The sequence below is a fragment of the Afipia sp. GW822-FHT03D08 genome (assembly GCF_058801645.1).
Genome location: NZ_JBXANK010000005.1, coordinates 39,912 through 58,509, shown reverse-complemented (window position 1 = coordinate 58,509; position 18,598 = coordinate 39,912). Strand labels below are relative to the sequence as shown.

The 18,598-nt window shown below is 60.4% G+C and carries 16 protein-coding genes and 2 pseudogenes; 6 read left to right on the top strand and 12 right to left on the bottom strand.

What is annotated here, in order from left to right:
- Nucleotides 1-467 precede the first annotated feature (467 nt).
- From tnpA to AC1RM7_RS23775, 4 genes and pseudogenes are all read left to right on the top strand, one after another.
- The gene (tnpA, locus tag AC1RM7_RS23790; protein ID WP_492839585.1) at nt 468-626 is read left to right on the top strand and encodes an IS66 family insertion sequence element accessory protein TnpA; all 159 of its coding nucleotides are present in this window, start codon (nt 468-470) and stop codon (nt 624-626) included.
- A 118-nt stretch (nt 627-744) separates the two neighbouring features.
- Nucleotides 745-912 carry a transposase gene (locus AC1RM7_RS23785; RefSeq protein WP_492839588.1) on the top strand — a complete coding sequence of 56 codons (168 nt, stop codon included), beginning with the start codon at nt 745-747 and terminating at the stop codon, nt 910-912.
- Nucleotides 909-1,262: pseudogene (gene tnpB / locus AC1RM7_RS23780) on the top strand (IS66 family insertion sequence element accessory protein TnpB). The gene AC1RM7_RS23785 and the pseudogene tnpB overlap by 4 nt, the downstream one beginning before the upstream one ends.
- Nucleotides 1,263-1,336: 74 nt before the next feature.
- Nucleotides 1,337-2,363: pseudogene (locus AC1RM7_RS23775) on the top strand (IS66 family transposase).
- Between the two features lie 48 nt (nt 2,364-2,411).
- On the opposite strand, the gene AC1RM7_RS23770 reads toward AC1RM7_RS23775, so the two are convergent.
- From AC1RM7_RS23770 to AC1RM7_RS23715, 12 genes are all read right to left on the bottom strand, one after another.
- Nucleotides 2,412-3,449 carry a hydroxymethylglutaryl-CoA lyase gene (locus tag AC1RM7_RS23770; RefSeq protein WP_492943923.1) on the bottom strand — a complete coding sequence of 346 codons (1,038 nt, stop codon included), beginning with the start codon at nt 3,447-3,449 and terminating at the stop codon, nt 2,412-2,414.
- Complete coding sequence (locus AC1RM7_RS23765; protein ID WP_024921712.1) at nt 3,374-5,368, bottom strand: acetyl/propionyl/methylcrotonyl-CoA carboxylase subunit alpha; 1,995 nt, start codon at nt 5,366-5,368, stop codon at nt 3,374-3,376. Before AC1RM7_RS23765 ends, AC1RM7_RS23770 begins: the two co-directional genes overlap by 76 nt.
- A 13-nt stretch (nt 5,369-5,381) precedes the next feature.
- Nucleotides 5,382-6,989 (bottom strand): acyl-CoA carboxylase subunit beta, encoded by a 1,608-nt coding sequence (locus AC1RM7_RS23760; RefSeq protein WP_024921713.1) that lies wholly within the window; start codon nt 6,987-6,989, stop codon nt 5,382-5,384.
- The gene (locus AC1RM7_RS23755; protein WP_024921714.1) at nt 6,982-8,376 is read right to left on the bottom strand and encodes a phenylacetate--CoA ligase family protein; all 1,395 of its coding nucleotides are present in this window, start codon (nt 8,374-8,376) and stop codon (nt 6,982-6,984) included. The genes AC1RM7_RS23760 and AC1RM7_RS23755 overlap by 8 nt, the downstream gene beginning before the upstream one ends.
- Nucleotides 8,377-8,517: 141 nt before the next feature.
- Nucleotides 8,518-9,117: a TetR/AcrR family transcriptional regulator gene (locus AC1RM7_RS23750; protein WP_024921715.1), complete on the bottom strand. Its 600-nt coding sequence runs from the start codon at nt 9,115-9,117 to the stop codon at nt 8,518-8,520.
- Nucleotides 9,118-9,214: 97 nt separating this feature from the next.
- Nucleotides 9,215-10,378, bottom strand: coding sequence for an ABC transporter substrate-binding protein (locus tag AC1RM7_RS23745; protein ID WP_024921716.1), 1,164 nt, complete (start codon nt 10,376-10,378; stop codon nt 9,215-9,217).
- Nucleotides 10,379-10,406: 28 nt separating this feature from the next.
- Nucleotides 10,407-11,453 (bottom strand): branched-chain amino acid ABC transporter permease, encoded by a 1,047-nt coding sequence (locus AC1RM7_RS23740; protein WP_024921717.1) that lies wholly within the window; start codon nt 11,451-11,453, stop codon nt 10,407-10,409.
- Nucleotides 11,453-12,325, bottom strand: a complete 873-nt coding sequence (locus AC1RM7_RS23735; protein WP_024921718.1) for a branched-chain amino acid ABC transporter permease — start codon at nt 12,323-12,325, stop codon at nt 11,453-11,455. Before AC1RM7_RS23735 ends, AC1RM7_RS23740 begins: the two co-directional genes overlap by 1 nt.
- Entirely contained in the window at nt 12,322-14,181 is a 1,860-nt protein-coding gene (locus AC1RM7_RS23730; RefSeq protein ID WP_024921719.1) for an AMP-dependent synthetase/ligase, read from the bottom strand. The genes AC1RM7_RS23735 and AC1RM7_RS23730 overlap by 4 nt, the downstream gene beginning before the upstream one ends.
- Nucleotides 14,178-14,957 carry an ABC transporter ATP-binding protein gene (locus tag AC1RM7_RS23725; RefSeq protein WP_024921720.1) on the bottom strand — a complete coding sequence of 260 codons (780 nt, stop codon included), beginning with the start codon at nt 14,955-14,957 and terminating at the stop codon, nt 14,178-14,180. Before AC1RM7_RS23725 ends, AC1RM7_RS23730 begins: the two co-directional genes overlap by 4 nt.
- Nucleotides 14,954-15,871 (bottom strand): ABC transporter ATP-binding protein, encoded by a 918-nt coding sequence (locus tag AC1RM7_RS23720; RefSeq protein ID WP_244434489.1) that lies wholly within the window; start codon nt 15,869-15,871, stop codon nt 14,954-14,956. The genes AC1RM7_RS23725 and AC1RM7_RS23720 overlap by 4 nt, the downstream gene beginning before the upstream one ends.
- The gene (locus AC1RM7_RS23715; RefSeq protein ID WP_244434488.1) at nt 15,843-16,652 is read right to left on the bottom strand and encodes an enoyl-CoA hydratase-related protein; all 810 of its coding nucleotides are present in this window, start codon (nt 16,650-16,652) and stop codon (nt 15,843-15,845) included. The genes AC1RM7_RS23720 and AC1RM7_RS23715 overlap by 29 nt, the downstream gene beginning before the upstream one ends.
- A 215-nt stretch (nt 16,653-16,867) precedes the next feature.
- Here AC1RM7_RS23715 and AC1RM7_RS23710 point away from each other — a divergent pair, with 215 nt between their 5' ends.
- Entirely contained in the window at nt 16,868-17,776 is a 909-nt protein-coding gene (locus AC1RM7_RS23710) for an enoyl-CoA hydratase/isomerase family protein (protein WP_152544223.1), read from the top strand.
- Nucleotide 17,777: 1 nt separating this feature from the next.
- A complete protein-coding gene (locus AC1RM7_RS23705; protein WP_034460763.1) occupies nt 17,778-18,596 on the top strand; it encodes an SDR family oxidoreductase in 819 nt (272 codons plus the stop codon).
- Nucleotides 18,597-18,598 lie beyond the last annotated feature (2 nt).

Sequence of the window (18,598 nt, the reverse complement as noted above, 5' to 3'; positions counted from 1 at the left end):
CCTCTTCCTTGCCATTGATCTTATCCTCCATCCGAAAATCATACTTCAGGGAGGACCACTTCAAAGGGGGCAGATCATATTCTCTGATAGCCGAACTGGTTGGCTGGCGACGCAGTGCTGATCGAACCCGTCTCCAGGCGAATTCCCTGCTAACAGGGAATTTTACAGGGAAGATCGCGAATTTAAGCCTCCGCAAAGGGCTTTGGAGACAATAAACCGCAGCGCCGCAGCGATTTCCGCGACAATTCCCTACAAAACTAACAGGGAATACATTTCAAGGAACAGGGAAACTCTGCCCACGTAACAGGGATTCACGGGTCAGATCGGTAAGCGTCCATTTCTTGCACGCTTGTTTGCTTAGGTAGCGAGCCGATCTGTTCTCACCAGCAAATTGCAGGTGAGGAGGACGAGGTGGCAGGTTTACGCGAACGCTATGGTGAGGCTTTCTGGCGCACGCACCACGAGGCGTGTGGTGTTGTAGTGAGTTGAATCAGTGGGAGTATTGCGAGGCCCAGGGGATTCCGCTGAAGGCGTTCGGCAACTGGCGAGCGAAGTTCAAAGCCGAGCCGCAGCTGGCCGAACGCAAGCTGCTCTATCGGCGCCGAGGTCTTAGTCCATACCCTTAATCATAGTCCTAGTCATAGGCTTAGTCATATGACTAGCGGCTCGATGGCGTCGGGGCCGAGTGTTGCTCCGCCCCACGATGGTCGTCGTCGAACGTTCACAGAAGCCGACAAACGCTAGATCGTTGATGAGGCGGTGCGACCCGGTGCAAGCCTGTCGGAGGTGGCACGCCACTACGGGATTGCAGTGCATGTCCTGTTCCGCTGGAAGCAGGAACTGACGGCATCGGCTGCACCGCTGTTCGTCGCGGTTGAGATCGTGGATGCCGCTGAGGAGCACGCATCATGACGCTGCTTCCTCGGGGCGTGAAGGTTCACCTCAGCTTCGGCTTCATCGACATGCGCAAGGGCATCGACGGGCTCGCCATGCTGGTCCAGGGCGTGCTGCGGCAGGATCCCTTCTCGGGCCACCTGTTCGTGTTCCGCGGCCGCAAGGCCAATCTCATCAAGATCGTGTACTAGGACGGCACCGGGCTTTGCCTGTTCACCAGGCGGATCGAGCACGGCGTCTTCCTGTGGCCGTCGAATGTCGAGCCGGGCGGAACGCTGATGCTGAGTTCGGCGCAGTTGTCGATGCTAATTGACGGCGTCGATTGGCGCGCGCCGGAGCGGCAATGGCGACCGGCTGTGGCGGGATGATCGCTGCGGCTGATTGACTCAACATGCATGTGGGCCTGTGAGGAAGTGCGCGAGTCAGCGTAGACTTCACACTCATGGACGTCGATCTTGCAGCCCTGCCGGATGATGTAGAGACGTTGCAGCGGATGGTGCGCGCACTCGCGGCCGACGTGACCGGCCTCAGCGAAGCACAAGCCGAGATCGAACGGCTCCGTCTGATCGTGCAAAAGGTGCAGCGCAGCCAGTTCGGTCGGCGCGCCGAACGGCTTGATGACGACCAATTGCAGCTCGGCTTCGAAGATCTCAACGCGACATCGCGGGGGCTGAAGCAACGCTTTCCGCGACAGCAAAGACTTCCAGATCGAAGACCGAGCGGCTAAGCCTGCCGGCGCATCTGCCCCGCGAGGACACGCGGCTCGATCTTGCGCATCAGGCCTGCCCCCGCTGTGGTGGCGAGCTGCATGCGATCGGCGAGACGGTCAGCGAGATGCTCGACCATGTACCTGCCCGGCTTCGCGTTATCCGCATTTGTCGGCCGCGTTATGGCTGCCGAGCCTGCGGGACCATCCATCAGGCTCCCGCCCCGGAGCGTCCGATCGCCAAGGGCCTCGCAAGCCCTGCTCTACTCGCCCATGTCCTGGTCGCCAAGTACTGCGATCACCTTCCGCTGTACAGGCAGAGCCAAATCTTCGCGCGCCACGGCGTCGAGCTTGATCGCTCGACCCTGGCCAACTGGGTGGGCGGCGCCTGTTGGTGGCTCGAGCCGCTGCAGGCAAGACTCGCCGAGCATGTCTTTGCCGATGCGATCCGCTACGCACTGACCCGCTGGAGCGACCTCAGCCGGTTCCTCGATGACGGGCGCATCGAACTCGACACCAACACCGTAGAACGCACTATCCGCCCATCACACTCGGTCGCAAAAACCACCTGTTCGCCGGATCCGATCGCGGGGCTGCGCGCTGGGCGACCGTCTGCTCCCTTATCACCACCGCAAAGCTCAACAACGTCGAGCCCTTCGCCTATCTCAAGGACGTTCTCGAACACATGCCCGCCGGGCACCCCATGGCCCGAGTCGACGAGCTTCTGCCATGGAATTGGCAGCCAGATGGCACCATTAACTAGTGCTACGTGCTAGAAATGGACGCTTACGCAATATCGTTAGACAAGGTTTCAAGAACGCGCAGTTTCGCGAAAGCGCTTAAGACTCCCGCTATGCATGATCCGGCCACCGAGCGGCCGACCGATAATGCGTTCCGCCAGCAACGCCGCTTCGATCAGCGCCTCAAGGTCGACGCCGGTCTCGATCCCCATCTCGTGGGCCATGAACACGATGTCTTCCGTGCAGATATTGCCAGCTGCCGCACCATGCGAGTGGCCAGCGAACGGACATCCCCCCAGACCGGCGACCGAGCTGTCGAACAACTCGACGCCTATACGCAGCGCCGCATAAAAACTGGCCGGACCCGCGCCGCGTGTATCATGCAAATGCAGGCCGATGCGCGCGTCCGGAACAAGATCGCGAATCGCGCCGATCCGCCTCTCGATCTCGGTGGGCACAGCCCAGCCGACCGTGTCGGCGAGATAGATTGCCGGAAGCGGACGCCCGGATTTACCAAAGCGTTCCTGCACCCAGCGCACATTGTCGGTCACGGCCTTCACGGGCACATCGCCCTGCAGATTGCAGCCGAATGCCGTCATGATGTAGACGGCATGGACCTCTACGCCAGCATCGTCATAGAGGCTAATCCATGCGTCTTGCTGCTTGCGCATCATCTCCGCATCGCAGCCGTTGTTCTGCAGCGCAAATGCGTCCGACGCGTAGAGCAGAAGAACACCCTTGAGATCAACATTCATGGTGCACGCGGCACGCCGGAAGCCTTGCTCGTTCAGCCACAACGCGGTGTGCGCCACGCCCGGAACCTTCTCGATGGCAGCGAAGAACTCCGCAGCATCAGCCATTTGCGGCACGCGCTTGGCGCTCACGAAGGAGGCGACCTGGATCTGCTTCAGCCCGGTGCGGGACAGCGCGTCGACAAGCGCCACGCGCTCGGCCAACGGAAAAATCGTTTTCTCGAACTGAAAACCTTCGCGCGGGCCTTCCTCGTGGATCTCGATGGCCGACGGCAGATCGCTCATGCAGACTTCTCCCCCTCGGGCGAGATGACGAAAACGACTTGATCGCGCTCGACCGTCGCGCCGGCGACGCAATCAATCTCCATGACGCGTCCAGCCGAAGGCGACGCGATAGTCAATTCCATCTTCATCGATTCCATCACTGCGAGCACATCGCCCGCAGCGACCGACTGACCGACCTCGACATTGACCGCGACAACGCGTCCCATCATTGGTGCCCTCACCTGTCCGTCATTTGCTCCTACATGCGCCAGTAGCGAACCCGAGAGATAAGGATGGACGGCGAAGCCAGCATTCGCAACCGCCGAAGCAAAGCCAGCAAACTTGTCCGACAGCGCAGGCGTTAGTGTCAAAGCAACATCGTCATACGCGACAGTCACCTGTCCGCTGTCGTGAGCGTGAAACGAGAGCGTTGCCGCGCGGTCCTCGACGCTAACCAGAAGTGTGTCGAGCCGCCCCACATAGCCGAACGTGACATCGTGATCTCGGCCCGGTGCGCTGAAACGGATGGCAGGGGCAGAAGCCGGCGCCGGCGTACCGCCGCCCAGCCGCCAGCCGGTCAGCCCCTCACGGCCGCCCCATATGCAATCATTGCGACGCGACCACAGCCAAAGACCGGCGGCGATGTGCGCATCAAGCGGGAAATGCAGCGCCTTGACGTCTGATGCCACCATCGCATCAATGGTGCCGGTGTGTACCTCGTTCGCACGTACGCCCGGATCGGAAATGATCCTGCGCAGGAAAGCCAGATTGGTGGTCACACCGCTGACCGTACAGTCAAGCAACGCCGCGTCGAGCCGTGCATAGGCCTCCGTCCGGGTCGCGGCGGCCGCGATCAGCTTCGCGATCATCGGATCGTAATACGGCGTGATCGTCATACCTGCGCTGACGCCGGCATCAACACGGACCATGTTAGTCAGTCGCAAATTCTCGATGGTTCCGGTCGAAGGCAGAAATCCATTGTCGGCGTCTTCCGCATAGAGCCGTGCCTCGATCGCTACGCCCGATGCGCTCACATCGGACTGCACGACCGGCAGCGCGCCATCAGCGACAGCGCGAATTTGCAGTTCGACAAGATCGAGACCAGTGACGCACTCGGTGACCGGGTGCTCGACCTGAATGCGCGGATTGACCTCCAGGAAAAATGCGTCCCCGTCCTTGACGATGAACTCGACGGTACCAAGGCCAGCATACCGCACCTCTGCGCCGAGCCGTACCGCATGGTCAAGAATGCTCGATCGCAAGGACGGTGCGAGGCTGAGCACCGGCGCTTCCTCGATCACCTTCTGATGCCGCCGCTGCAAGCTGCATTCGCGATCCAGCAGATGTATCACATTGCCTTTTCCGTCACCAAGAATTTGCACTTCGATATGGCGCGCGTCCGGCAGGAACTGTTCGACGATCAGGCTCGGATCGCCGAAAGAGCTTTTGCCCTCGCGCATCGCGGCCTGAATATCGGCGCGCGCAGTTGCAGCGTTTGCCACAACCCGCATGCCCTTACCGCCACCGCCAGCCGCCGCCTTGAGCAACACGGGAAGCCGCATGCCTGCAACAGCCCGCTCGATATCCTCGATCGAAGCGCTCGGCCGGTCAGTTCCCGGCACCACCGGCACGCCTGCACGTTTGGCGATCTGCTTGGCGGACGCCTTGTTGCCGAAGCGGCGAAGCACGTCAGGCGATGGTCCGATGAACGCTATGCCCTTGAGCGCCAGTGCCTCGGCGAAGTCCCCATTCTCGGCCAGAAAGCCATAGCCAGGGTGGACTGCATCCGCCCCTGCGCGCAGGGCGGCTTCAACAATACGATCAATGACGAGATAGCTTTCACTGGCCGGAGCAGCGCCGATCTCGATCGACTCGCCAATTTCCCGCACATGAAGCGCCGTCCGGTCCGCGGCCGAATGCACGGTCGCCGCCTGAATCCCGAGCTTACGGCAGGTACGCGCAATCCGGCAGGCTATCTCTCCACGGTTGGCGATCAGAATTTTGCGGAACATGCGTTGGCCTGTCTTACATTCGAAACACGCCGAAGCGCGTTTCGCGGCGCGGTGTACGGCCCGCGATATCAAGAAGAAGGGTCATCACTTCGCGCGTCTCGCCGGGCTCGATGACGCCATCGACCCAGAGGTTGCGCGCAAAATTGTAGGCGTTGGCGAACGTCTCGTACTCGTTGCGGATCGGAGCCTTGAAGGCTTCCTCCGCCTCGGCCGTCCACTCCTTGCCGCCACGTTCGACGATCTGGCGACGCACCAGCGCAAGCGTTGTCGCTGCCTGTTCCGGTCCCATGATCGCGGCACGACCGTTCGGCCACATGAACATCGCGGTCGGCTTAAATGCGCGGCCGCACATGGCGAGATACCCGGCGCCATAGGATCCACCAATAATGATGGTGTATTTCGACACTGACGCCGAACTCATCGCGGTAATGAACTTCGCGCCGGCCTTGGCGATGCCGCCCGCCTCCGCTTCGCGGCCGACCATGAATCCGGAGACGTCAGCAAGAAACAACAGCGGCACGTCGCGCTGACAGCACAGATTGATGAAGTGCGTGGCTTTCAGCGCGGACTCGGTGAAGAGAACACCAGCATTCGCTAGCACGCCGACCTGATGTCCGTTAATGCGGCCGAATCCCGTGATCAGCGTATTGCCGTACTCAGCCTTGAACTCCTGCAACTCCCCGCCGTCGAGCAGACACTTGAGAATGGCCCGGGTGTCGGTCGGCTTGCGGGCGTCGCGGCTGATGATGTCATAGATGCGATCCGCCGGATATTGCGCTGGCACAGGCTCTTGCTGCGTCCAGCGCGACGGCGCAATAGCGGGAAGCTCCGAGACAATGCGACGAGTGATGGCGAGCGCGTGCGCGTCGTTTTCGGCCAGATGATCCGTCACACCGCTGACGCGGCTGTGCATGGTCGCCCCGCCAAGCGCTTCGGCATCGGTCTGTTCACCGGTCGCCGCCTGCACCAGTTGCGGGCCACCGAGATACATGAAGCCCTGCCCACGAACGATGACCACTTCATCGCAGAGCGCGGGAATATATGCGCCGCCCGCGGTGCAGGCACCCAGCACGACGGCGATTTGCGAAATGCCATCGGCCGACATGCCGACCTGATTGTGGAAGATGGAGCCAAACAGGCCTTCGTCCGGAAAGATATTGGCCTGATCGGGAAGGAACGCGCCGCCGGAATCCACCAGCGTCACGCAAGGCAGCCGGTTTTCCCATGCGAAACGCTGCGCGCGCACGTGCTTGCGGCAGGTCATACCAAAATAGGTCCCGCCCTTCACCGTGGCATCGTTAGCGATGATCATGCAGGGGCGGCCAGCGATGGTGCCCACGCCGGTGATCATCCCCGCGCCCGGAGGCACGCCCTCATACAAACCCTCGCCTGCAAACTCGGCCATCTCGAGAAAAGGCGAGCCGGGATCGATCAGCACGTCGATGCGCTCGCGCGCCAGTAACTTGCCGCGTTCGCGATGCTTCTGCCGCGCGGATTCCGATCCGCCCACCCGCGCCGCCTTACGCCGCATGAACAGGTCGTCCAGCAGCTTGCGATAGGCCTCGCGATTAAGCTCCGCCTCGGATGCAGGAGACTGAACCTCCATCGACCGATTAGTCATGACTGTCAGTTCCTTTCAGCGACGGCATCTCGCGAAGCGTCAGCGACACCTTCTTGGCGCCGGGCTTCTCGAAGAAATTTGCGGCAACCACCGTCACGTCGGCCTTGATCGACAACGCGCTACGGATGCGCTCTTCGGCAGCGCGCTTAAGCGCAGCGTCGGCTTCCGGCTTTAGCGCCTCGCCGCGCTCCACGATGACCTTGAGATTGTTCTGCGTGGTATGTCCGGTGAAATCCGCGACGACGCGCATCACGCGATTGGTCTCAGACATCGACGCGATGATGTCCTGAACCGCCGACGGAAACAGATTTACGCCGCGTACGATCAGCATGTCGTCGGTGCGTCCGAAACATCGAATTGCCGGTGTGGTGCGCCCACCACGCCCGCCGTCGTTGGTCACGACGACATGATCGCCGCTGCGGAAACGCAGCACCGGCGATGCTTCGCGCCCGAGCGAGGTGTAAACTAGTTCGCCGGTCGTGCCTTCCTTAAAGGGGCGCACGTCGCCGCTCTCAGGATCGATCAACTCAACCAGAATGTGGTCCGGCCCAACCATGTACATGCCGTCTTCGTCATTGCTCTCCGCCCAGTAGGTGCAGCCGAGATCCGTGCCACCCATCAGTTCGCGGCACGTCGCATTCCAGCGCTGCTCGATGGCCTGACGAACGGCCGGAATACCGCCACCCGGCTCGCCGCCGACGATCAGACATTCGACACCGAGATCGCGCGCCTCAAAGCCGGTCAGCTCCTTGGCCATGTCCGCCAGGAACAACAAGAAATTCGGGGTGCCGACGATGCAACGCGGACGAAGATCACGGCAGGCGATCAACAGGCGGTCGAACCCGCCGTCCGCACCGATCGGAATGTCACGTGCGCCGAGATACTGGATCGCCTGAAAGATCGGGATGCCGCCGACGAAACCTTTGCTCATGGAAAAACCGTGCAGCACCAGATCACCCGGCCGCATGCCGCACGCGAACAACGCGCGCGCGGTCATTTCCTGCCAGGCTAGGACATCGTTCTCCGTCAGGCCGACATAGGAGGGGCTGCCCGTGGTGCCCGACGACGCCTGGATTTGCACGACATCCTCAAGCGGCGCGGCGAGATGCTCGCCGAGCGGCGGCGCGGCCGCGAGACTGGCGCGCAGGTCCTGCTTGGTGGTGAATGGAATCCGAGCAAGATCCTCGATGGTGCGGATACCGCCAACATCGATTCCGGTTTCGCGAAAACGCCGCCGATAGAGAGTCGAGCGCGCGGCAAGATAATCGAGCTGCCTGCGAAGGCGCTCCTCCTGAAGGCCGCGAATGGCGGCAGCCGGCGCCGTCTCGACGCCACTGAAGGTGGCCGCGATCCCGTGCGAGAATGCCAGCGGCTTGCGATATCGCATCTCACTCTCCCCTTCATCAAACCACCTTCGTCGGCGGCCGTGAATTGCATTAGCCTGAGAGCTAGCCGATCCGAGCTAATTAAACAAGCGGTTGACCGTTTCTTTATGCAGACAGTTCATGCCCGTAAACAGGCGTTTTTCTTACTTCTTGACGAGACCAACCCCGCGCAACACCAGTTCGCCATAGACCTCAACAATCTGATCCTGAGAAAGTCGACCTCGTGGCCGATACCACGTGCAAACGCCGGTCAGCATGGCGATGATCGCGTAGGTCGTGACCTTTGAGTCCCGGACCTTCCAGACCTTTTCCTTGTTTCCCCAGTCGAGGATATCACGCAGCTTTTTCTCGTAGGTTTCACGAAGCCCCACGATCTCCGCCGAGTGTGATGGAGACAGACTGCGAAGCTCCATGTTGCCGATGAAGACCTCCTCCCGGCGGGCGGTGTGCCAGCGCAAGTGAAAGGCAATGAAGGTCTCAAGGGCAGCCAGTGGAGTCTCGGGGCCATCCAGCTCCTTGGCGAGCCCGTCGAGCAGCTCGACGAGAACCTCCTTCAGCAACGAATAGAGGAAATCTTCCTTATACTTGATGTAGTTATAGAGAGATCCCGCCTGGATGCCGACATCGTCAGCGAGGTCCCGGAGCTTCATTGCCTCGAACCCATGCTGATAGATCCGCTTGATGGCAGCCCGACGGATGGCCTCCTTGGTTTTGACTCCCGTCGAGCCTGTCGTTCTGGCCATCAATTGATCCTTTCCAGCGTCGATTCTCCGACCGTTATTATAGCACTCACCGCAAGGCCAATCGCGCCGGCTGGCAGCAGCCGGCGCAATCTTCCTATCAAGGCGCCCGGACGAACCGCCCATTCTTGGCATCGCTCACCAAGACATAGATGGTCGAGTCCGAGACATGCTTCGTCGGGGAGAAGCCGAACGGGGCCATAGCGCCGTTCACCGAGAACTGGCGGCCGCTTTCGAGCTGGGCGATTACGCAGTCGCGCGTCAGGTCCTTCTCGCAGGACCGGATCGACTGAATGAGGGCGCTGGCGCCGCTGTAAGAGGCCATCGTGTAGCGATTGACTTTCTTCATTTCGTCCGCGGAGAGAAACTTTTTGGCGATCGCAACGAAGGGCGCGGCTTCCGGGTCCGACAAATCGGCTGTGTAATCCGCTGTGTAATAGCCATCGCCTGCGTCACCAGCCAACTGCTGTACGATCGGCAAATGTGCGGTCCATACGGTCGACACGCGCAGATCCTTCATGCCGAGCTTCTTGGCTTCCTTGAAGATCGCCACGTTCTCCGCGATGATGCCGCCCGAGACCAGAAAATCGACTTTCTCGCTCTGCACGCGCAGCATTTCGGCTGAGAAATCCTTCTGGCCGCGCTTGTAGGGAATTTCCACCACACTCTTGAGGTTAAATTCTTTCAAAGCACGCTCATAGCCGATCTTGTTGTTCGCGCCGAAGTCGTCGTCCTGATAGATCAGGCCGAAGCGAGCATCCTTCTTGCCGAGCTTTTCCACAGCGTACTTCATCCCGGCATGAATCGCGTTGCTGTAGTCGGTGCCGACGACAAAGACAGTCTTCTTGAGTGGATTGTAGGCCTGCTCGTTTGGATTGATCGTGACCAACGTCAGGACCTTCTGCTCGACAAGCGTCGGCATCACGGCGTTCAGAAAGGCGGTGCTCGATGTGCCGGTGATCGCGAACACGCCTTCTGCGAGCAATTTCTGAGCTGCCTGGAACCCCCGGGCGGGAACGTATCCGTCGTCCTCCGTCACAGCAACAAGCTTGCGGCCAGCCGCACCGCCGGCAGCATTGGCTTCGGCATAAGCTATCTTGGTGCCAAGGTAATGGGCCTCGCCCGCGAAGCTTGCCGGTCCTGTAAGTGGAAGGACTTCACCGATACGAATCTCTGTGGCGGTGATTCCCGGCTCAGCCGCATGCGCCGTGCCTACCAGTGCACCGAATATCACAGCTCCCGCAATTTTCTTGATCAAACGCATTATTACCTCCCTTGTTGATTGATTAGTCTCAGTATCGAAATGGCCAATTGCCCCAGAGACGCTTCGCATCACGCCACAGCCCCATGAGACCGTCCGGTTGAACGCGCAGCACCACCATGATGACCATGCCGTAAAGCAGACCGCGGACTTCGAGCGCGCGGGTCGAAAAGACTTCGGTCAGACCGCTGCCCAGCGTATCGAACAGCCAGCGCGTGACCTCCGGCAGCAGTGACATGAAGATGGTGCCAAGGATCGCGCCGGCAATCGAACCGAGCCCGCCGACGATGATCATGGCCAGCGCCTCGATGCTGACGAGGAGTGCGAAGCTGTCGACGTTGATGAAACGCACTTGATATGCACCCAAAGCACCGGCCGCGCCGGTGAAGAACGCCGAAATCGCAAAGGCCATCAGCTTGTAGGAAACCTGATTGATGCCCATCATTTCCGCCGCCGTGTCGTGGTCGCGGATAGCAGCGAAGGCGCGCCCCACCCGGCTGCGCATGATGTTCATCGCGGCGACGATGAACAGCACCACCATCGCGAGGCTGAAGTAGTAAAATGCGGTTTTGGTTGCGAGCGGAAAACCGAACACGGTTGGCGCCGGCAGGAACAGCCCCGCCGATCCGCGCGTGATCCAATCCAGATTGAGAATTGTGTGCGTGGCGATGACCGTAAAAGCTAGTGTCGTGATTGCGAGATAAAGCCCCTTGAGCCGGAGCGACGGAATGCCGACGAGCAAGGACAGCAGTGCAGCGAACAGCCCGCCGCAAATGATCCCGGGGACCATCGACAACGAATAGTCGACCGCAAGGACACCTGCCGCATATGCGCCGATCGCCAGGAAGCCGGCCTGCCCCAAGGAGATCAGCCCACAGACGCCGGTGAGCAGATTGAGGCCCACCACGCCAATCATAGTGATAAGGATCGTTGTCGCCAGTGTCAGAAAATATGGACCAACGACCGCCGGCAGCGCCAAGCACGCCAATAGCAGAACGCCAGTCCAAGCCTTTACGGCTGCCGAGTCGGTGAAAGCGACGAGTTCCGTGTAGCTCTGCTTGAAATGACCTGCACGCATCAGACTCGCTCCACATCGCGGGTCCCGAACAACCCGAACGGACGGATCATCAGCACCACCAGAATGATCGCAAATCCGACGATCTCCTTCATGCCACGGCCGATGTATCCCTCACCGAGATTTTCCAGAATCCCGATAATGAAGCCGCCGATAGCCGAGCCACCGACGGCGTCCAACCCACCCATAATGGTTGCAGGGAACGCGCGCAGGCCCAGTGCAGACATATCGGGGCCGATCTCATAGATCGCAGAAACGAGCAGGCCAGCAAGCCCCGCAGTCGCGGCGGCGAGCGCCCACGCCAGCGCGTAGATCCGGCGCACATCAATGCCCATCAGCAGCGCGACGGTCTCGTTATTCGCAGCGGCCCGCATAGCGATCCCCGACCGAGTGTAACGATAGAACACCGCAAAACCTGCCATAATGACGACGAGGAAACCGATAGCGATGACCTGTGCCAGGTAGAGCCGGATCGGCCCGAAAACCAGAACATCGTCACCCAGCAGAGGCGGGAATTCGAGCGGCGATGCGCCCCAGATCAACACCACCAGCGAGCGGATGAAAATCGCAAGGCCCACTGTCATCATCACGATGGCAATGGTCGGCTCGCCAATCATCGGCCGGATCAGGAGAACCTCGACCAGCAGACCAACGACGATAGAGACAATGATGACAATCGGCACCAATGCCCAAAAGCCCACGCCGGTATGCACCGCGATGGTGTGAGCGAGATAGGCATTCAGCATCATCATCTCACCGTGGGCAAAATTGATGACGCGGGTTGCCTTGTAGACAACAGCGAAGCCGATGGCGACAAGACCGTAAACCGCGCCCACCGCGAGGCCAGACCCGAAAAGTGCGAAAAAATAGTTCACGCCCTTGCTCCGTAGATCTCGGCGATCTCCTTGACGAATTTTTTCTCGATCGCGTTGCGCCGAACCTTCATCGTCGCAGTCAACTCGCCATCATCGTGGTCGAGCTCCTTGGTCAGCAACGAGAACTTGCGGACCTGCGACACCCGGGCGAAGCGTGAATTGGCAACCGTGACCTCCTGGTCGATCAGCTCGCGCACCTCAGGCAGCAGCGCCAGGCTGCGATAGGTCGTGAACGAAAGCGCCTTCTCCTGCGCCCACTTGCCCACGGAATCGTAGTCGAACTGGATCAACGCCGCGACGAAGTTGCGGCCATCGCCAACCACAATCGCCTCGCGAATATGGACGCTCTCCTTCAGCGCGTGCTCGATTTCGGATGGCGAAATGTTCTTACCGCCCGACGTAATGATTAGATCCTTCTTGCGATCGATGATCTGCACTTCGCCGTCGACGACCCGCGCGATATCGCCGGACGCGAGCCATCCGTCGTTCAGCACCGCCGCAGTCGCCTCTGGCGCGTCGAGATATCCGAGAAATACCGTCGGCCCCTTCATCAGCAATTCGCCGTCGTCTCCGAGGCGATATTCCAGCGAAGGAATAGGCACGCCGACACATCCGAACGCGGTGTGGTCGGGCTGCTGTACCAGCGCAACCGCGGCTGTCTCGGTCATTCCATAGACCTGATAGATGGGAAGCCCGATGGCACGGAAGAACAGCAAGGTTTCCGGCGAAACAGAGGCCGCCCCGCAGAAGCACACAGCGGCTCGGTGCAAGCCGGAGAACCTTTGAACATTGCGGAACATCAGCAGATGCAGAAGTTTGCCGACAAGCTTGTCGCGCAGACCCCTTCGATATCCGCCGGAGGCGATCTCGCGGCGCGCGATCGGCATCGCCAGTGCGAGAGCTGCCTGATACGCCCAGCGATGGAACGGATAGGATTCCTTGATCTTGATGGTGATGGTCTGCTGAAGCTTCTCCCAAATGCGCGGCACGCCGAGGAAGAGCGTCGGCCCAATTTCGCGCAAGTCCGCCGAGACAGTGTCCACGGACTCAGCAAAATTCACCACCGAACCGCAGCACAATTGCATCACCGTTGAAAACGAGCGCTCCGCGACATGACACAGTGGGAGATAGCCAAGCACCTCAAGATTCTTGCCATCGTAACCGAACGTATCGACCACACTGCATCCGGCAACCAGCATGTTGCGATGGGAGAGCATCGCGCCCTTCGGCGCGCCGGTCGTGCCGGATGTATAGACAATAATCGCTGGATCGTCCGGTGAGCGGGCCGCCGCCAGCGCCCGGTAATTGGCAAGCACCGCGGAATCGCTCTCAGCCCTGCGCTGACCGCGCTCCATGACCTCGACGATGCTGAGAAGGCCATCCTCCTGATAGCCGCGCATCCCCTTATCATCGACGTAGATGATCCACTTCAGATTGGAGAGACCACGCTGCCTGCGCGCTTCCAAAATCTTGTCGACCTGCTCCTGATCTCCGCACACCGCGATGCGCGCCCTGGAATGCTCGAGAATGTAGGCAAGCTCCGCCCACGGACTCGTGGGATACAATCCCACGCAGATACCGCCCAGCGATTGCGTCGCCATATCGGCATACATCCACTCGGGAATTCCCTCACCCGCGATAGCCAGACGCTCGCCTTCGCGAAAGCCGAGTTCGGCGAGACCGAGCGCCAAAAGCTCTACGTTGCGCGAGTATTCGCCCCAAGTGATCCGCTTCCAGATCCCGAAATCCTTCTCGCGGAACGCCAGCGCATCAGGCTGGATATCGCTCCACAGCTTCACCAGCTGCGGAAGCGGTAACGAGCCGGCGCGCGCCTGATCGCGGATCGAAGCCGTCATGCTGCGTCGCTCCTCGCGTTGCCGAGATAGGCCGCCATGACCCGTGGATCCTGCGAAACTTCGGACGGTGCGCCCTCACCGATCTTCTTGCCGAATTCGAGAACTACGACCTGATCGGAAATATCCATCACGATTCCCATGTCGTGCTCGACCATCAACACCGTGACGCCGAGCTGCTCTTTGATATCGAGAATGAAACGGGCGATATCCTCGGTCTCTTCCTGGTTCATACCGGAGACCATCTCGTCCAGCAGCAGCAACCGCGGGTTCATCGCGAGCGCGCGTCCAAGCTCGACTCGCTTCTGCAAACCATAGGACAACGTGCCGACGGGAAGATCGCGAACGCTCTGGATCTCGAGAAAATCGACGATTTCCTCAACGCGACGTCGCGCCTCGATCTCCTGCTTGCGCACACCGCCCCAATACAGCGCAGCCGTCAGGGGATTCGCCGACAGTTGCGAATGCATCCCGACCAGGATGTTGTCCACGACGGACGCATGAGCGAACACCGCGAGGTTTTGGAACGTGCGGCCGAGACCCCGATGCGCCATGCGATGGGCCGGCAAGCCGGTAATGGCCTCGCCCTCGAAGCGCACCATTCCACGGGTCGGCGACACGAGGCCACTAATCATGTTGAAGACCGTGGTCTTACCCGCGCCGTTCGGCCCGATCAGGCTGCAAATCGTACCACGCTTGACGGAGAACGAAACGTCCTGCACCGCGTGGACGCCACCAAAAGACTTGCCCAGCGTTTCAACTTCAAGAATTGCGTTCACGACAACCACCGCTTGCGACGCTTATAATGTTTCACGTCGCGCATGCTGCGACGAACGCCCTTGGCGCCGAGCCCAAGGTAGAATTCACAAACATCCTCGTTGCGCTTCAATTCTTCTGAAGTGCCGTCGAGCACGACTCGACCATTCTCAAGAACAAACGCGTTGCGCGAAGCATCGAGCGCGAGGTTCGCATTTTGCTCCACCAGCAACACTGTGAGACCGCCCTCGCCGCTCAGCCGCTTCACCGCGGCGTAGATCGCCTCCGCCATCAGCGGCGCGATTCCCAACGACGGCTCGTCAAGCATCAGCAACCGCGGATTGGCCATCAACGCCCGGCCGATTGCGACCATCTGCTGCTCACCACCCGAGAGATAGCCGGAGAGAACCGCGCGGCGACCCTTGAGCTGTGGAAAGAGTTGGTAAATTTCTTCAAGACGGCGCGTGATGTCGGCCCGATTGGTGGTGTGACCGCCGACAATCAGATTTTCTTCCACCGTCAATTCGATGAAAAGCTTCCGACCTTCCGGAACGTGCGCTATGCCGAGCCGCACGATGTCATCCGGCGCGAGCCTTGTAAGGTCATGCCCCTCAAAACGGATCACGCCATCGCGGATCTTGCCGTCTTCGGGATAGAGTACGCCGGAAATGGCCTTCAGCAGCGTGGTCTTGCCCGCGCCGTTCGCGCCGAGCAACGCCGTGATGCCGCCCGCGGTCACATTCAGCGACGCATTGCGAACGGCCTCGATGGCGTTGTTATAAACCACCTGAAGGTTTTCAACCTCAAGCATGCGCATCCTCACGTGGGGCCTCTTTAATGGGCCGCTGGCTGAAACAGCTATCAGCGCGCCGAACGGCGTGCAAGAAAAAAACGGTTGCCCGCCCGTTTCAACACCATGACGGCTTTCGCTTTTCAAGGAATGCGCTCAGACCTTCGCGCGCGTCACCGCCTTCCCACGTCTTGACCAACGCGTCTGTCGCATCCTGGATTGCGGCTTCAAGGTCGCGCGCACCGGTGCGCCGGAACAGCCGCTTGGCCTCAGCGATCGCGCTCGGCGAGGACCGCAATACCGTTCGCACTTCGGCCTCCACGGCGGCATCGAGATCATCCCGCGCAACTACGCGATGCACCAAACCAACACCGAGTGCCTCCTGTGCCGGCATGGGATCATGCCCAATCAGGAAATGCGCGCGCGCCCGCGCCTCGCCCAGACGGCGCACCACAAAGGGCGAAATTATCGCGGGAATGATTCCCAATCTCACCTCGGACAAGCCGAAAACCGCTTCATTGCAAGCTACCGCGACGTCGCAGGCACAAACGAGACCGAAGCCGCCGCCGATCGCCGCGCCATTGACGCGCGCAATCACGGGCTTGGGAGACGAGTCGATCGCGACGAGAAGCCTCCCGATCCGGCTCGCATCTTCGCGGCGCTGCTCAGAAGACTGGTCTAGAATACCGCGCATCCAACGCAAATCTCCACCCGCGCTGAAACTCTTGCCCTCCCCGGTCAGCACCACCGCCCGCACATGAGGCATCGCCGAGACAACCTCGACGGCATCGCTCAACGCCACCACGACTTCCGGATTCCACGCATTGTGCACATTGGGGCGATTGATAGCGATCCGCGCCACGCCACGCTCGTCGATATGACGGACGACAACATCGGTTTCCGCATCAGGCGGGGATTCGATAGTCACGGCGCACCTCATTAAACAAACGGTTGACCGTTGCTTTATTAAGCGGGATTTGCTACCGCGTCCAGACGGGAAACGCTTGCTGCAAAAGAGACACACAATGTCGCAGAGCTATCAGGACATTCTCTGTAGGACCGACCGAGCCACGGCAGCCGTCACCATCGGACAACCGGGAAGGCGTGCCGCATTCGGCAGACAGCCGCAGCAGACACTGATCGGTGCGGCCGGCAGCCCAGGCCTCCCCGCCGCTCACAAACGCCGGGTCCCGACCTTCGCCAGACGCGAGAAGGCCAACAACTGAGCATATCCTGACTATTCCTACGGAGGACGTGATGCCCCGCCAGTTTTCCACTCTTGAGCTGTCCATCGATAATCAAGTCGCAACAATCTGGCTAAACCGGCCGGAGAGCGGCAACGGCATCAACCTCCAGATGATGACGGAGTTCAAAAACGCCGCTTTCGATCTGGAATCCAATCCGGATATTCGCGTCGTGATCTTGCGCGGACGCGGCCGGCACTTTTCGGTCGGCGGCGACATGGCAATGTTCACGGAAGCGGGCGATGCGGTTCCACGAACCATCACCGACGTGATTTCAAATTTCCATGACGCGCTGTTGTCCATCCGGCGTTCGGCGGCAACATCCATCGCGGTCGTGCATGGTGCCTGCGCCGGGGGTGCACTGTCATTGGCGCTCGCCTGCGATTTCGTCGTCGCGGAAGAAAAGACGAAGTTCGCCGTGGCTTATCGCAAACTGGGCGCCAGCGCCGATGGCGGAATGACCCACGCGCTGACGCGCGTGCTCGGGCAGCGTCGCGCCCTTGAGCTGCTGCTGTTGAGCGACACTTTTACCGCTGCCGAAGCACTTCAGATGGGGCTGATCAATCGAACAGTGCCGTCAGACAATCTCGAGAATGAAGTCACCCGCATGGCCGCTATCCTGCGCGGGAACGCGCCAGCATCCGTGCGCGCCCTGAAAGGCCTCGCCTATCAGGCGCCGATCACGTCCTTCGATCAACAGCTGTCGTCCGAGCTCGCCGCCTTCGCGCAATGCGCCGCCACGGCGGATTTCCGCGAGGGTGTCCAGGCCTTCGCCGAGCGCAGGCAGCCTGTCTTTAAGGGAGCCTGACATGCGCCTGTTGCGAGACAAAGTCGTCTTCATAACAGGCGGCAGTCGCGGCATCGGCCGCGAGATCGCGCTCAAATTTGCCGCCGACGGCGCAAAGATCGCCATCGCTGCAAAGACCAGCGACCCACACTCCTCGCTTCCCGGCACAATCCATACGGTCGCCGACGAAATTCGCCAGGCCGGTGGGGAAGCCCTGCCGTTGCAAGTGGATATCCGGAACGCGGAAGCCATCAAAAGCGCGATCGACGCAACCGTGCAAACGTTCGGCGGACTAGATATCCTCGTCAATAACGCCAGCGCCATCAGCCCGACCGGGTTTCTCGATACTCCGCCGCAGCGTTACGACCTGCTGCAATCGGTCAACACCCGGGGAACCTACCTCTGTTCGCACTTCGCCGTTCCTCACCTGCGCGCGTCGAAAAATCCACACGTGCTCACGCTCTCTCCACCGATCAGCCAGGGCGCGAAGTGGTACGGCGCGTTTGCCGCCTATGCGATTTCCAAATACGGCATGACCATGTCCACGCTGGGCGTCGCCGAAGAATTCAGGCCGGACGGTATCGCAGCGAATTCACTCTGGCCGCGAACGATGATCGCGACTGACGCCGTTCGCGTCCATTACGAGGACGAATACCGCCGCAGCCGGCATCCCGCCATCATGGCCGATGCCGCTTATCTGATCGTGACTAAAGATAGCCGCAGCTTCACCGGCAACACCTTGATCGACGAGGATTTCCTGCGCGACGAAGGCTTTTCTGATTTCTCGCACTATGCGATTGATCCGCGCGTCCAGCTTGCCGCCGATATTCTGATCGACTGACA

Coding starts and splice junctions, on each gene's coding strand:
- AC1RM7_RS23765 (WP_024921712.1), bottom strand. CDS start 5,368: ATGTTCCGCAAAATTCTGATCGCCAACCGTGGAGAGATAGCCTGCCGG.
- AC1RM7_RS23760 (WP_024921713.1), bottom strand. CDS start 6,989: ATGACTAATCGGTCGATGGAGGTTCAGTCTCCTGCATCCGAGGCGGAG.
- AC1RM7_RS23755 (WP_024921714.1), bottom strand. CDS start 8,376: ATGCGATATCGCAAGCCGCTGGCATTCTCGCACGGGATCGCGGCCACC.
- AC1RM7_RS23750 (WP_024921715.1), bottom strand. CDS start 9,117: ATGGCCAGAACGACAGGCTCGACGGGAGTCAAAACCAAGGAGGCCATC.
- AC1RM7_RS23745 (WP_024921716.1), bottom strand. CDS start 10,378: ATGCGTTTGATCAAGAAAATTGCGGGAGCTGTGATATTCGGTGCACTG.
- AC1RM7_RS23740 (WP_024921717.1), bottom strand. CDS start 11,453: ATGCGTGCAGGTCATTTCAAGCAGAGCTACACGGAACTCGTCGCTTTC.
- AC1RM7_RS23730 (WP_024921719.1), bottom strand. CDS start 14,181: ATGACGGCTTCGATCCGCGATCAGGCGCGCGCCGGCTCGTTACCGCTT.
- AC1RM7_RS23705 (WP_034460763.1), top strand. CDS start 17,778: ATGCGCCTGTTGCGAGACAAAGTCGTCTTCATAACAGGCGGCAGTCGC.